Genomic DNA, 16,602 nt, shown 5'->3' on the forward strand with positions numbered 1-16,602 from the left:
AATGAAAGGAGATAAGGAAGTACTGTAAAGATAGCAAGTATTGCCCCACACGCCATGGGCTAGGAGCTTTTGGACCTTCAGCCCGTTCTTGAACCACTTGCGAAAGTTCTGTGATTTATTATTATAATTTGGTTTAAAATTCGTTTGTTTACGCCTGCAAAAGTACGACTTAATTCTCATTTGGCAAAAAGAGATAAAAAGGCGGAAATGTACGAAAACGATTGCGTAGCTTTTACAACAAAATTGAAACAAAAAGTTCTCAAATAGAAATAATAAGTGTATTTTTGCACCAACAAACTTAAAAAATAAATCGAAAATAAAAATTATAATAAGTATAACAACCTAAAAGGCAAACAAATGAAAAGAAATCTACTAAGATTGGGGCTTCTCAGCCTGTTGCTTGTCTTTGCTTTCATCGCAAAGGCACAAAATGTCACTGCTGTTTGGGACTTTCAGAACAATCTTCCTGAAGGTATCAACACTGCAGCTAACTTCCAAGGTAACGAGGGCGACCTCGCTTCTACCGTAGAAGGCATCACTATGCACGTAAACGCTACACAAGGTAAGTTGAAGGGCAGAACATCTGATGTACAGTTTAACGCAAGAACCATCCTGCAGATTCCAGTAAAATCAGCAAATGATGTTGTAACCGTAACAAGTTACCCAAACTACCACAACCTCACCGTAGGCGGAAAGGCTGCTACTGAAGACGTAACAGAATACAACGCAACATCAGCCGAAGTGGCTAAGGGATATGTAGAAGTTGTTGCAACAGGTCAAAGCTACCTTTATCAGATTAAGGTGGTACACGTAAGCGCCATCCAGGAGAAGGCACTCTACACTACCGACTTCACCGAGTGGAAGAAGGTAGATGGCAAAACAGCCAACAACACTTTGGTAGACCTCAAAACTCTCTATAGTAAAGAGGCATTTACCATGACTCTCAATGGCGTTGAGATAAATCCAACAGGAACAAACGCTAAGTTCGCTGACCGTACCGGTTATATGAAGACCCTAAAGTACACCGGCGAATACTCAACAGCAAAACCAAGCGCAGTAACCTCTCCATTGGCAAGCATCACCAAGATTACCCTCCACCAGGCTGCTACAGGTGGCACACGTGGTATCAAGGTATCCGTAAAGGGCGACGGCGATGCTGACTGGGTAACCATCCACAACGTATCAATTGTAACCACAAGCGGTGAAGATCTGACACTCGACGTAAACCGCACCAACTGCCAGATCAAGTTCGAGGGCTTTAAATTGAGCCAGAACGCTTACGTTACCGACCTCGCTATCTACGGAAACGTAGATATGAGCAAGACTCCAATGCTGGGCACTTTCAGCCTCAACGGCACCAAATATTCAGCCGTTGACATCTTCAAGGAAGACGCATCAGGCAAGCAGCTCGCTACCCTCCTCGTTTCAAAGAAGACAAACCTCATCAGCGAGACCAATCCGCTGAAAGACCTCGTTGCTGCAAACGGAACCATCAAGAGTACAACATACACTACCACCGGCGAAGGTGCAGACCAGAAGACTGTGGTAACCATCGTTGTAGAATCTAACGGAGATGAGGTAACTTACGAACTCACCGTAGCCTTCAAACCAGACTTCACCCTCACCTATTATAATATAGACGGCACAACAGCTATCGGAACCCAGAAGGTGGAGCTGGATGCCAACATTGCGAATTTCAAGGAAGGCATAGAAGACAAGGTAACCGTAGCCGAAGGAAAGAAATTCCGTGGCTGGGCTACCGACCTGAAGAAAGACAGCAAGAAGTTCACCACCTCTTCTGTCATCACAGCAGATACCAAACTCTATGCACTCGTTACAGATATTGAGACCGCAAGTGAAACAGCCCGTTACGATTACGACCTCCAAAAGGAAGGTTTCGACATCAACGACCACGAGGCAATCTCGGTAGAAGGCAACGGCAAATGGCATGATGCCACACACGGCTGGAGCTTCGAAGCTACCGACAAGCTCAAGGTTAAGATGGGCGGCAAGGGTTACATCAAGATGAACCTCTGCCAATATTCTAAGACAGGTAAGATTATCCTTCTCGATCCTAAGGGAAATGAAGTAAGTTCTATTGATGCAAAGCCAACAAAGGACGGCAACCTCGGTATTCTCCAGAACGAATCTACCGAGAGCGGAGAATATACCCTCACTTTCGATGCAGATACTTACATCCACAGCCTCAGCATCGTAAACATGACAACTCCTGCTTACACACAGAACGGCAACTGGATGGAGGTAAAGGCTGGCGACGCACAGGGCTTCATCACAGCCCTCGAAATAGCAAACGGCAACAATATTGAAACCAACGCTGCCCGCACATACATCTTCTTGCCTAACGGCACATACGATCTCGGAGACAAGTGTCTTACCCCAATCAGCGGTAACAACATCTCGATCATCGGCGAGAGCATGGACAACACCATCATCGTGAACAAGCCAGAGGTAGAGGGAATCGGTGTTACGGCAACATTGTTCAACACCAGCACAGATCTCTACATGCAGGATCTCACCCTGAAGAATGCTTATCCATTCGACAAGAGCACCGGCCGTGCCGTCTGCCTCCAGGACAAGGGTACACAGACCATCTGCAAGAATGTGAAGATGCTTTCTTACCAGGACACTTACTACAGCAACAACAATAAGGGCCAGTACTACTTCGAAGGTTCAGATATCCACGGAATCGTAGACTTCATCTGCGGTGGTGGCGATGTATTCTTTAACAAGTGTACCTTGACATTGGAACCTGGTAAGGGTTCATACATCACAGCTCCTTACACAGACGGAACTGATTATGGTTATGTATTTGACGGATGTAAGATTGTAGGTTCAGCTACTGACAGCTTCACCTTCGGTCGCTCTTGGGGTGGAACAGCCAAGTGTGCATTCCTCAACACCATCCTCGACAAGAACGCAGCAGCCAACATTGCTTCAACCCGCTGGACAACAGATGGTATGAACGTGGTTGCCAAGAACTTCTTCGAGTACAACACTGTTGATGAGAACGGCAAGGTAATTTCTCCTGCTGAGAACATCGTGAAGTTTACAAAGGATAAGGAAGTTAGCGAGTACAACACTATCATCACTGCTGAGAAGGCAGCAGAGTTCAACCTCAACAAGGTATTTACCAACTGGAAGCCAGCCGACCTCGCTTCTCAGACCACAGCCACAGCGGCTACATTGGGCAACGACAAGCTTTCATGGACAGGTGATGCCCAGATGTATCTCGTAGCAAAAGACGGCAAGTTCTTCGCCCTGACCACAGAGAAGTCAGTAAACCTCAACGGCGAGAAGGGAACATTCACCGTACGTGCAGCCAACCAGATGGGAGGTTTCGGTGCAACAACCAATTCAGTAAGCACCGGCATCCGCAACATCGTCGCAGCTACAGATGCAGCAGTCATCAAGACCGCCATCTATGCAGCCGACGGTACCCAGCTCTCAAATCTTCAGAAGGGTATCAACATCATTGTGAAGATCCTGGCAGATGGCAGCAAGAAGACAAGCAAGGTCATCGTAAAGTAAAGAAGCTGAGACCATAAGTAATTAGATTGACAGATAACATTCGGAGTGCAATATCCCCATCCTCTTTCAGAAGGGTGCCGGATATTGCACTTTTTTTTGTTCCCTCAACTCCCGAAACAGCAGAAACGGGAACTGAGAAAACAGACCGTCGAAATGAAAAAAACAGAGTATTTACGAAAAAATCTGTAAACGTTTACGTTATTTTTTACCCCCAATATACCTATATTCTCATATTTTTTATATACTTTTGCAACAAGAAAACCAAGACTTAGCTATTGCTACGCATCTAGGTTGCCCCCACCGGAGCCTTCGGGTTCCAAGAGGAACATCCCTTCAGCAAGCATCTGCTCAGAACTGGAATTCTACTTAAAAACATTAAATAAAAAACATTAGAATATTAGTAATTTAGAATAAGTTTTATCTAAACCTAAAGTGTATGTCTGGTAATTATAGAAAAAAGAAAATTGCTTTGGCAGGCGCACTGATGTTCGTAGTAACAAGTGTATCTGCACAAACAGTAAAAGGCGTTGTTACTGACAATACGGGCGAGCCAATCATCGGCGCATCTGTCATGGAGGTAGGTGTAGCGGGCAATGGTGGCGTGACCGACATTGACGGTAACTTCACAGTAAACTTAAAAGGCAAAAGCAAGAAACTGAAGATTTCATACATCGGTATGAAAGCAAAGGAAGTAAGCGTTGCAGGTAAAGAAACTATCGACGTCAAGCTTGAGGATGACAACACCACCCTCAACGACGTGGTTGTAATCGGCTATGGTACTGTTAGAAAGAAAGACCTCACAGGTTCTGTATCTTCTATCAGCGACAAGCAGATTGCCAACATTCCTGTTTCTAACGTAAGCGAGGCGATGACCGGTAAGATGGCTGGTGTAAACATCACTACCACTGAAGGTTCACCAGATGCTGACGTGAAGATTCGTGTGCGTGGTGGTGGTTCTCTTTCACAGGACAACTCTCCTCTCTACATCGTAGACGGTTTCCCAGTTAGCTCAATCAGCGACATCGCTCCAAGCGAGATTCAGAGTATTGACGTATTGAAGGATGCTTCTTCTACAGCCATCTATGGTGCCCGTGGTGCCAACGGTGTTATCATCGTTACAACCAAGAGCGGTTCTGAGGGTAAGACTCAGGTAAACTTCAATGCTTCTCTCGGCTACAAGAAGGTTTCTAAGTTGGTGAAGACTATGTCTCCATACGACTATGCATACTATCAGTATGAGTTGGGTAGCACTGACTATGGTAACTACAACGATCTCGATATCTGGAAGTCTATCGAAGGACGTGACTATCAGGATGAGGTATTCGGCCGTACAGGTAACCAGAAACAGTATAACGTGAACGTAAGCGGTGGTACCAAGGACCTGAAATACAACATCGGTTTCTCTCACAACGACGAGAAGAGCATCATGCAGGGTTCTGGCTATGCCAAGAACAATGTAAACGCCAAGATTAATGCCAACCTGAACAAGTGGTTGTCTCTCGACTTCAATGGACGTATGGCATTCACCAAGCTGGATGGCTTGAATGGTGGTGCAGATACCAACGAGTCGAGTGCAGCAAACTCAGTTGTTGCCAACACCGTAAGATGGAACCCGGTAGAGCCTCTCTCTGGTACATCAGACGATGATGAGGAGAACAGCACATCTACACGCCGTAACCCAACAGAGCGTATCACCGATACCTATAAGTATCAGGAGCGTTTCCAGCAAAACTACAACGTTGGCTTAAACTGGAAGCCATTCAAAAACATCACATTCCGTTCTGAGTTCGGCTATGGCTGGAAGTACAACAATACCGAACAGGTTTGGGGTTCTAATGCAACTACCAACTCTAAGTATGGTTACAACGGTCAGCCACAGGCACAGTTCGTACGCTTGGAGAACAAGAACTGGCGTAACGCAAATACATTGACTTACGACAACAAGAAGCTTTTCCATGGTCGTGACCACATCAATGTATTGGTAGGTCAGGAGTGGAGCAGCAGTCAGGACGTAACCCGCACCAACACTTCTGTAGCCTTCCCTACTTCATTCACATTGAACGAGGTATTGGCAAACACAGCAGCAGGTAAAGCACTTCCAAACGAAGGTAATATCAAGGCAGAGGAGAACATTCTCTCTTACTTCGGCCGTATCAACTATACACTCAACGACAAGTATCTGGCTACCATTACCGTTCGTGCCGATGGTTCCAGTAAGTTTGGCAAGGACAACCGTTGGGGTATCTTCCCATCAGCAGCCTTGGCTTGGCGTATGTCTGACGAGGAGTTCCTGAAGGGTGCTTCCAGCTGGCTTTCTAACTTGAAGGCCCGTCTGAGCTTCGGTACAGCAGGTAACAACCGTATCAACTCTGGTTTGTTGACTACCACCTACTCTATGGCAGACAACACATCAAAGGCTCCATTCTTCGATGAGAACAGAGCTTCGATGCTTGAGCATGGTAAATTTCTCTATAATCCAGACTTGAAGTGGGAAACCACAGTGACCCGTAACTTCGGTATCGACTACGGTTTCTTCAATGGTCGCCTCAGCGGTACATTGGACTTCTACTGGAATACCACCAAGGACCTCTTGATGCAAAGTATCGTTCCAGCCAACACAGGTTACTCTTACCAGTTCCAAAACTTCGGTAAGACCTCTAACAAGGGTGTTGAGTTGGCACTCAATGCAGTAATTGTAGACAAGAAGAACTTCGGCTTGAACTTCAACTTCAACGTATCTTATAACAAGAACAAGATTGATGAGTTGAACATGGAGAACCCATGGCAGAGTTCTAACTGGAGTGGTTCTACCATCGCCAAGTATGAAGACTTCCGCGTAGAGCAAGGCGGCCGCCTCGGTGAACTTTGGGGCTACAAGAGCAATGGTTTCTACACCGTATTTGATGCCGCAACAGGCAAGGGTGACTTGGTATTGAAAGAAAACGGCACCTGGGCACTGGCAGAAGGCGTAAAGGACAACAGCTACAAGCTCTTCGGCGGTAACCTCTATCCAGGCGTTGCCAAGGTAGAAGTTGACGAGAATGGTGAAGCAGTGAAGCAGCGCCTGGGTAACACCGTACCTACCACAACTGGTGGTTTCGGTTTCGACGGTCACGTTGGTAACTTCGACTTCAACCTGTTCTTCAACTACTCACTGGGCAACAAGCTGGTGAACGGTACCAAGCTTGCCAACTCATTCTACGCAGGTTCAGCCAAGAACTACAACCTAGTGGATGACTTCAACGTAGGCAACCGCTATACCTGGATTGACCCAGCCAACGGAAACAACATCGGCCGCCCATCAGCTAGCCTCATCACAGAATATGGTGGTGTAGAAAAGGTGATGAACCGCTTGAACGAGATTAATGCCAACGCCAATATCTACAATCCAGCAGGCGTATCAACCATGCAGCTCATCAGCTATGCTGTAGAAGATGCATCCTTCTTGCGTCTGCAGAACGTAACAGTGGGTTACACCTTGCCAAAGAAGTGGGTAAACAAGTGCTATATGCAGAACGTACGCATCTACTTCACAGGTTACAACCTGCTTTGCTTCACCAACTACTCAGGCTACGATCCAGAGGTTGATACAAGTTCTAAGAAGAACCCAATGACCCCAGGTATCGATTATGCAGCTTATCCAAAGAGCCGCACCTTCGTAGGTGGTATTAACGTTACATTCTAAAACTTTATAAGATAATAACAATGAACAAGATATTATATGCATTTGCATTGGCAGGCGTATTAGGATTGTCTTCATGCTCCGACTTCCTGGATCAGACCTCTCCATCAGAGATGACTGCTGAGAATACCTACGCCTCACCTTATTATACCAATCTTCGCGTCAATAAGCTCTATGGCGGAATGGCTCAGGACCGTACCTACGCACAGGACCTGTCTATTGTATGGAACCTGAACAGCGACTGCGAATTGATTGACGGTCTTGGCAGCAATGCTACCAACACCTCAAGTGAACGTGGTAACATGAACTATAACATGGACCCGGGATGGAGCAAGATCAGCGGCGTATGGGATGCTGAGTATGGTATCATCGAGGATGCCAACCAGATTATCGAGGGTATCCGCAGCAGCGCAACTCTCACTGCCGGTGGTGCTAACCAGAAGTCTATGGAACGTAGCCTCGGCGAGGCACTCACCATCCGCGCCATGGTTTACTTTGACCTGGTTCGTATTTTCGGTGATATTCCTTTCAAGGTTGAAGCATCAAAGTCTGACTTGAGCAACGCTTATCTGGAGAAGACCGACCGCGACGTGATTATGGAATCCCTGATGAACGACCTGGATGAGGCTATCGAATACTTGCCATGGGCAGACCAGGCAACAGGCTATACCACAGAGCGCACAACCAAGGGTTATGCTCACGCTCTCCTGGCACAGATTGCCATGACACGCGCCGGCTACGCCATCCGTGAGAAGTCAAAGGACGGATATGAGACAGCATCTTACAGCGATGCTACTTATCCAACACAGCGCCCTGGTGCAGCAGACCGCAAGGCTCTCTACGAGCGCGCCCTGAAACACTGGTCAGCTATCATCAACGACAATACACACAACCTCAACCCATCTTTCGAGAACGAGTGGTACTTGATTAACCAGCTCTCTCTCGACAAGACTTACCACGAGAACCTCTTCGAGATTCCTTTCGGTGAGAACGTAACTGGTGAGTTGGGTTACACTGTAGGTGTCCGCCTGAGTGGTGTTACAACAGAATATGGCTATGGCAACTCATCTGGTAAAATGAAGGTTACTGCACCTCTGCTCTATTCTTACGACAAGAAGGATACACGCCGTGACATCACTTGCGCCAACTTTGAAATCAAGCAGGATGGCAGCAACACCATAGAGAGCATGCTCAAGAATGCTCCTTTCGGTATATATGTAGGAAAGTGGGATGCCCGCAAAATGAACAACACCTGGTTGCAGAACAACCTGAAGGCTACAGCTAAGCACACTACAGGTATCAACCCTGTAAAGATGCGCTATGCTCAGGTATTGCTCTACTATGCAGAGTGCATGAACGAGTTGGCTGGCAATCCAGATGCCAACTACGAAGGTTCAGCAAACGGCATGACAGCCCGCCAGGCTCTGGAAGCAGTTCACACTCGTGCCTTCAATAAGGATGACAAGAACGATGCCAAGGCTTACGTCAACAACATTGCCTCTGACAAAGATGCATTCTTTAATGCTCTCGTTCAGGAGAACATGTGGGAGTTTGCAGGTGAAGGTATCCGTAAATACGACCTGATTCGCTGGAACCTCCTCGTAGAGAAGATCAATGAGTTCAAGCAGACTTACCTGGCTGAGCTTGCAGATGGTACTTACCAGAAGACCATCTACTTCAACTACCTGGATGAGAAGAAAACCAAGATTGACTTCTCTAGCGTAACATGGTATGGTATTCCTGACGGAAAAACATCTGCTGACTACGATGGCAGCATCGACTCATTCGGTGCAGCTAAGTTGGATTCTGGTTCTGATACACAGGTTGACGTAAACCTGCCATCTATCAGCAGCGGTTTGGTTGGCGATAACGTAGCAGTGAAGAACCGCTATCTCATGCCAATCGCTTCTACAACCATCTCTGCAACCAACGGTAAGATTCACAACTCTTATGGTTATGCAGACTAATTCATCTTTAATCAAAAAAGACAAGAAAATGAAGAGCATTAAAAACATATTGGGCACAGCATCTATGATGGCATTGACTCTGTCGGCTACTTCTTGTACCGATGGCAATGACTGGGACGTAGATGGCAGCCTGTCAAGATTATTCGGCCTCAACGGTGACAAAATCACCGTTGAAACTGCCGAAACATCAGCTACTGTTACATTCTCTGCCTTCACATCAAAAGCAGTTCCTTCACCAGAGTACTATGTATTCGAGGTAAGCAAGGACTCTCTTTACGAGGGTGTTGAGAATGCTAACATCATCAAGTTCGGTGAAGATAAGTCGTTGACTTCATCTCCAGTAGTTCTCTCTGGTCTCGATGGCGACAGCAAGTACTACATGCGTGTAAAGGCTATGTCTTCAACAAGCAATGAATCTAAGTGGGTTTACTACAAGGATGGTTCATCTTTCAAGACCAAGGCTGAACAGTTATTCAACGAACTTACTACAGCCGACCTCTTTGAAGACCACGTTAATTTCTCTTGGACTCCAGGTGCGACAGTTACCCATATCACAATTGTCAACGCAGCAGATCCAGAGGATAAGAGCAAGCATGAACTTACCGCAGACCAAATTGCTGCTGGTAAAGTTACTTACTCTAACGTGAAGCCAACAACTACTTACATCGCCACATTATATAACAATGAGGCAAAACGTGGTCAGTTGCAGTTCACCACACCTGCTGCAATGCCATCTGCAAACTATAAGTACACGCTCCCAAGTGACGTGAATGTTATCTCTCAGACTCTCATTGAAGAGATTGCAGAGCAGGCCAAAGCTGCAGCAGGAAACGAGACTAACTATAGTGCAACCATCGGTATTCCTGCAGGTGCCACAGTTTCTCTCTACGGCACAAATGATTCAGATGGTGGCAAGACCAACGTAACCATCCCAGACGGAATGTCTGTTACATTCTTCGGTTTGGCTGGTGGCGAGACTCCAACCATCACCCTCGACAAGAACTTCGATATTGCAGGTTCTCATGCATTCATCAAGTTCCAGAACGTGAAATTGGAAGAGAATGGTGCTGGCTACTTCATCAACCAGAGCAAGGCTTGTACCGTTAGCGAGTTCACTTTGGAGGATTGCGAGGTTAGCAATGTCAAAACATCATTCTTCCGCCTTCAGAATGCTGATGAAGCCAAGTCTATCGGCAAGCTGACATTGAAGAACAGCATCTTCACTAACCTCTGCGCAGGTTATGGTTTCATCCACGTTGACGCTGGTAATGGTGTTGGTCACCTCGACAATGTAGAGATTGACGGCTGTACATTCAACAGCATCTGTGTAACCGGTAAGGTATTTATCTACAGCAAGAAGACAGATATGCAGGACATCACCATCAAGAACAGCACATTCTACAACTGTAATGGTAACGGCCAGTACTTCGTAGACTTCAACGTTGACACATTCGGACCAAGCACCTTCACTATTGAGAACTGTATCTTCGGTAAGAGTGCTGATGAAGCTACCAACAAGAACATCAGAAGCAAGACTCCAGCAACTGTAGCAAACAGTTTCAGAACAACAGACTTCTTCAAGGTGATTAAGGGCGTGAATGATACAGAGTTCAGCTCTACCCAGTTGTTCAAGGACCCAGCCAATGGCGACTTTACCATCAAGGCCGGAACTTTGAAGGAAAAGGCTGGTGACCCACGCTGGTATGTAGTAGAGGATTAATCCACAAGGATTAACATCTCATATAAATTTAAGAAAAAGTGCAATGCTTATATGGAGCATTGCACTTTTTTTATTTTCTATTATTCTCTATCTCATTTTTACAATTAATTTCTTGGAAGTTACGAATAAAAAGCGTATCTTTGCAACGAGAACATAAAATCGCAAAGATATGGCAAGATACATCAACCCATTCTCAGACTGGTCGTTCAAAAGAATCTTCGGCCAGGAATACAGCAAAGACTTGCTGATTGAGTTCTTGAACCAGCTGCTCCTGGGAGAACAGCACATCACGGATGTGAAGTTTAAGGACAAGGAGATGTTGCCAGAAACAAAAGACCAGAGAGGTATCATCTACGACGTCTTTTGCGAAACTGACACAGGTGAGCACATTATCGTTGAAATGCAAAACAGGAGCCAGTCCTATTTCATCGACCGGTCTCTCTACTATGCATCGAAAACGATAGTAGACCAAGGCATAAAAGGACAATGGGATTATCATCTCACACCTGTTTATGTTATCTGTTTCATGAACTTTGATGTAGATGAAAATACACCTAAGAAGTTCAGAACAGACGTTGTGCTGGCAGACATGGATAGCGGAGAGGTTTATTCTAACAAAATCCGCTTCATCTACTTGGTAATGCCTCTTTTCAAGAAGAAAGAGGAAGAGTGTAGTACGTTTTTAGATTGTTGGATTTATAATTTGAAGCATATGGAGACTTTAGAAAAAATGCCTTTCGAGGCTCAGCATAAGATATTCAAGAGACTGGCAGAAATCGCCGACTCCAAGAGCCTGACCAAAGAGGAACAGGAGAAATACGACAACAGCATGATGGTCATGTGGGACAATTATGCAGTATATAAGCATGCTGAGGAGAAAGGTAGGAAAGAAGCTAAAGAAGAAGATAGGAAAGAAGCAAAAAAGAAAAGCAAAAAGATTGCTTTGAAGTTGTTGGCGCACAACTTTCCATTAGATGAAATTGCTGATCTCACCGACTTATCTATCGATGAGATTAAGAAATTGGAACAATAAAATGAGTTCTAAACGTGTACTACGTTTTTAGATTGTTGGATTTATAAATTGAAATATATGGAGATAGTAGAACAATTCCCTTGCGAAGCTCTTGATAAGATATTCAAGAAATTGGCTGAATACGCTGACTCCAAGCCCTTGACCAAAGAGGAACAGGAGAAATACGATAACAGCATGATGGTCATGTGGGACAATTATGCGGTATATAAGTATGCCGTGGAGAAAGCCTATAAAAAAGGATACGAAGAAGGGAGGAAAAGGGTAAGCAAAAAGATTGCTTTGAAATTGTTGGCATACAATACTCCAATAGACGTCATTGCAAAATCCACCGGCTTATCTTTCGATGAAATCAAGAATTTGGAACAATATAATTAACTGAACTTTCGCAAATTTTGCCCCACACGCCCTGGGCTAGGAGCTTTTGGGTCTTCACCCCGTACTTAAACCACTTGCGAAAGTTCAGTAGAATAATAGAGGGCGTGTCATAAGTGCGATAACATTCCCTCTTTTTGGAGAACTTCAGCCATTTCATTCAACTAACTCAGGCACTTCAGTCAACTAACGCAGCCACTTCATTCAGCGAACTCAGCCGTTACATTCTATCAAATAAAGTGCCTCATTCGAGCTACGAATACACCTCTTCAAGCCAACGCAGTCGAATCTACAAGCCAACGCAGTCGAATCTACAAGCCAGCGCAGCCATATTTGGGTGCCAGCACAGCGGTATGTAGCGACTCTATGAAACGTAAGAACTCATGCTATGAAGTGCATGGTTTCATCAGCTTACTTCAAAGCCCGAATTTATTGAACCGTTTTTCTTCGATTCTGTTGTCACATCTGCCACTCGTACTATAACACTCTGATTATAAATGAATAACGGGTGGAAATAAGCGGTATTTTTATTATCACCTATTGTCACCTATTGCCACGCCCCATGGTAAGCGGCTCCGCTTACCATGGGCTGCTGAAATTACGTCACGACGTAGCATTTGCTGCGTCCCGACGTAATAACCAGTGCGTCGCGACGCAGCAACAGATACGTCGTGACGTAATTCCGGCTACCTCCTGCCCCATCAAATAAGCCTCACTTGCAAGCCAGAATCAACACCATTAAAGGCTATATTGTAAAAACAACACTTCCGAAAACGTTTACGTTAGATTTTTCATTTATTTTATTCAACATTTAAAAATTTTAATTACCTTTGTAGCAGAAATCTAAGATTATAACCAAAAATCGAAGATTCCTTATGATCTATTGAGAATCAAACACGACAACAACTAATCGCTAGTAAGTTCAATTAGACCAGAGAAACTTAACAAGATATAATAATAACCTACAAAACAAACATCGTTATGTATCAACAACTGAAACGTGCCAGCATGGCACTGACCTTGAGTTCGGTTTGTTTCCTCGCTTTTGCGCAGAAAACAATCCAAGGTACCGTTAAGGATGCTAATGGCGACCCAATGATTGGTGTAACCATTACTGACCAGAATGGTAAAGCAGGTGGCATCACCGACCTTGACGGTAAGTTTACCATTCAGAACGCAGACCCTAATGCGGTCTTGACTTTCAGCTACATCGGCTGCAAGCCTAAGAAAGTAAAAGTAGGAAGTCAGAAAACATGGAACATCGTACTTGAAGATGACAATGCAGCTCTTGACGAGGTCGTTGTCGTTGGTTATGGTACTATGCGTAAACGCGACGTAACTGGTTCTATCGCATCTGTCAACTCAGAAAAGATAGCCGCTCGTGGTACTACCAATCTTGCAGAGTCTCTGCAGGGTTCTGTTCCTGGTGTCAACATCACCCAGTCTGGTAGCCGCGCAGGTGCAGGCTTCAATATTCAGGTTCGTGGACAGGCTTCTATCAACAAGCAGGCACAGCCATTGTATGTTATCGATGGTGTAGTTTGCGACAACATGGACTTCCTCAATCCTGATGATATCGACCGCATCGACGTATTGAAAGATGCATCTTCTACCGCCATCTATGGTTCCCGTGCCTCTGCCGGTGTCATCATGATTACCACCAAGGGCAGCAAGGGTGCAGACAAGGCACAGAAGGCTACCATCTCTTATGACGGATATTATGGTATCAAGAAGTTGGCGCGCATGCCTGAGTTTATGGATGCCAACGAGTTTATGGATTACCGTTTTGCCAGATATACAATGCTTGACGGACAGAGCTATGAAGGTTCTAGCCGCAAGGGTGTGGATGCTGAAGGACATCCACACTACATCATCAAGGATACTGACTTGAATTCAGCCTTCCTGACCCGCAAGGGAGGAACCAGCTACAAGGATTCAAAGCTTTACGAGTTGATGATGGATCCAAGCTTCGACGGTTACGACTGGAAGAAGATGGTAACCCGCACTGCCGCCCAGCAGAACCACTTTATCAGTGCTGCCGGTGCTACAGACAAGATCAACTACCGTGTAGGTATGGGTTATCAGGGAGAAGAGAACGTATTCAAAGGCAACGACTATGAGCGTTTCAACTTCAAGGGAGCAATGGATGCCAAGCTCTCCAAGATATTCGAGGCAGGTTTCTCTACCAACATGTCAATGAGCCGCACCCAGGATGTATGTACTGATGGTACTTATTCTCCATACGTGAATGCATTCTATTTTAACCCATTCGTATCTCCAACTGATACAGATGGCAACCTGATTCCTAACCCGGGAGCAAAGGCAGCCTTTGATTCAGATGCACAGTTTACATCTACATATAACCCGCTCATCGATTTGAATGACGGCAACTACACCAATGAGACCAAGATGTACCGACTGATGGGTAACTTCTACCTGCGTGCCAACATCATCAAGGGATTGAAGTTTACAACCACCTTCTCTCCTAACTACTCTCACAAGCGCCAGGGCATCTTCTATGCAACAGGTCTGAACGAGGGTAACGACCAAGGTTCAACTTACTACCAGAAGAACAAGACAAACTTCGGATCCGTTGCCAATACAACCCGTGTAGACTGGACGTGGGACAACCAGTTTGACTACAATCGCACATTTGGCGACCACACCATTGGTGCCATGGCACTGTTCTCACTCTACAAGAGCAATACAGAATACCAGTATGAAGAAGGCAAGGGTATCGCCAGCGACCATACTACATTCCACAACCTGGGAACAGCCAGCGGCGACAAGACGCTCTCCTCTTCTTATACTGAGTCATCATTGGAGTCATTTGCCTTCCGTGCCAACTATTCTTACAAGGGCCGTTACATGGCTACAGCTACACTCCGTACCGATGGCAGTTCACGCTTCGCAGACGGCAACCGATGGGGCTGGTTCCCTTCTGTAGCTGCAGCATGGCGTATCTCTGATGAAGCTTGGATGAAGCAGTTCAACAACTGGCTTGATAATGCTAAACTCCGTCTTTCATACGGTGTTACCGGTAACAACAATGTGGGTGACTATGTAACTATCGCTTCTGCTACAGGTCCTACCTATGTCACCATCGATGGCAAAGAGGTACAGGGTTATCATCCTAACGGATTGGTTAACACCGCCCTTATCTGGGAGAAAGTGAAGGAGTTTGACCTCGGTCTCGACCTGAGTTTCCTGAAAAACCGCATCAATGTAACAGCCGACTTCTATAACCGTCTTTCTGATGGTCAGATTATGTCACGTTCAGTGCCTTTGGAAACTGGTGAGAAGACTTCTACCTTCAATGTTGGTTCTGTTCAGAACAGAGGTATCGAGTTGGGCTTGCAGTTCAACATTATTAACAAGAAGGACTTCTCTTGGAGTGCCAACGTGAACTTTGCCCGCAACTGGAACAAGATTAAGGAGTTGAGTAACGGTAAGGTAGATGAGGTAGCCAACAATTGGTTCATCGGCGAACCACTGAATGTACTCCGTGACTATACCCATACCGATGTCATCACCGACAAGGGTGTAACCATGCACACGATGAATGGTGACAAGCACTATACCCTGAAGGAATTCTACGAGAAGTATGGCAGTAAGTATAAGTGGTATGAAGGTCAGGTAGCCGTAAACGACTGGAACGACGATGGCAAGATTGACGATAGCGATAAGCAGATTTATGGCTGCACCGATCCACGCTGGACAGGTAGTTTCTCTACCAATGTTTACTTCAAGGGGTTCGACTTCTCTATCATGTTCTATACAAAGAGCGGATTCTGGTCACGCAGCTACTTCCATGAGAAGTATATGAAGTATAGCGACCGTGGTAATGCCCACATGCAGCTGGATTACTACATACCAAAGGGAGCACCAATCATCGATCATGCAACAGGTGAGATTACAACCGCTACAGAGACGCACTACGGAAAGTATCCTTATCCTAACAACAGCGATACTTCGATGGGTGGTTACTTCGGTGACAAGGGTTCAGCCAAGGGAGAAGGCTTCCAGTATCAGAAGACCTCTTTCACCAAGGTTAAGAACATCACTCTGGGTTACACATTGCCTAAGAGCGTAGTAAACAAGGCAGGTATCAGAAATCTCCGTGTTTATGTAAACGTTCTGAACCCATTCTGCTTCACCAACTACAAGGGCTTCGACCCAGAGTGGGCATCACAGAATCTGCAGAATGGCGGTCCAGCATCTGTAACCTACCAGTTTGGTGTAAATCTTAAGTTCTAATCTCATTAAATGAAGTAAACAA

7 protein-coding genes are annotated in these 16,602 nt (G+C 45.5%); all 7 read left to right on the forward strand.

The genetic code is table 11. The features are described 5' to 3' along the window. Positions 1-357: 357 nt before the first annotated feature. The 7 genes from ONT08_RS01425 to ONT08_RS01455 all read left to right on the forward strand — a co-directional run bounded on the left by ONT08_RS01425 (position 358) and on the right by ONT08_RS01455 (position 16,580). Positions 358-3,549, forward strand: a complete 3,192-nt coding sequence (locus ONT08_RS01425) for a pectinesterase family protein (protein ID WP_264958910.1) — start codon at positions 358-360, stop codon at positions 3,547-3,549. Between the two features lie 436 nt (positions 3,550-3,985). Next, on the forward strand, positions 3,986-7,234 hold the full coding sequence (locus tag ONT08_RS01430; protein ID WP_437183599.1) for a SusC/RagA family TonB-linked outer membrane protein: 3,249 nt from the start codon (positions 3,986-3,988) through the stop codon (positions 7,232-7,234). A 20-nt stretch (positions 7,235-7,254) separates the two neighbouring features. Further along, complete coding sequence (locus ONT08_RS01435; RefSeq protein WP_118201434.1) at positions 7,255-9,198, forward strand: RagB/SusD family nutrient uptake outer membrane protein; 1,944 nt, start codon at positions 7,255-7,257, stop codon at positions 9,196-9,198. Positions 9,199-9,226: 28 nt separating this feature from the next. Beyond that, positions 9,227-10,918, forward strand: a complete 1,692-nt coding sequence (locus ONT08_RS01440) for a DUF5123 domain-containing protein (protein ID WP_264958912.1) — start codon at positions 9,227-9,229, stop codon at positions 10,916-10,918. 169 nt (positions 10,919-11,087) lie between these two features. Continuing rightward, a complete protein-coding gene (locus tag ONT08_RS01445; RefSeq protein WP_117587351.1) occupies positions 11,088-11,951 on the forward strand; it encodes an Rpn family recombination-promoting nuclease/putative transposase in 864 nt (287 codons plus the stop codon). A 57-nt stretch (positions 11,952-12,008) separates the two neighbouring features. Next, complete coding sequence (locus ONT08_RS01450; RefSeq protein WP_264958914.1) at positions 12,009-12,326, forward strand: hypothetical protein; 318 nt, start codon at positions 12,009-12,011, stop codon at positions 12,324-12,326. A gap of 978 nt (positions 12,327-13,304) precedes the next feature. Next, complete coding sequence (locus ONT08_RS01455) at positions 13,305-16,580, forward strand: SusC/RagA family TonB-linked outer membrane protein (protein WP_264958916.1); 3,276 nt, start codon at positions 13,305-13,307, stop codon at positions 16,578-16,580. The last annotated feature ends 22 nt before the right edge of the window (positions 16,581-16,602 follow it).

Origin of the sequence: Segatella copri (assembly GCF_026015465.1) — a bacterium.
GTDB classification, from domain to species: Bacteria; Bacteroidota; Bacteroidia; order Bacteroidales; family Bacteroidaceae; genus Prevotella; species Prevotella copri_E.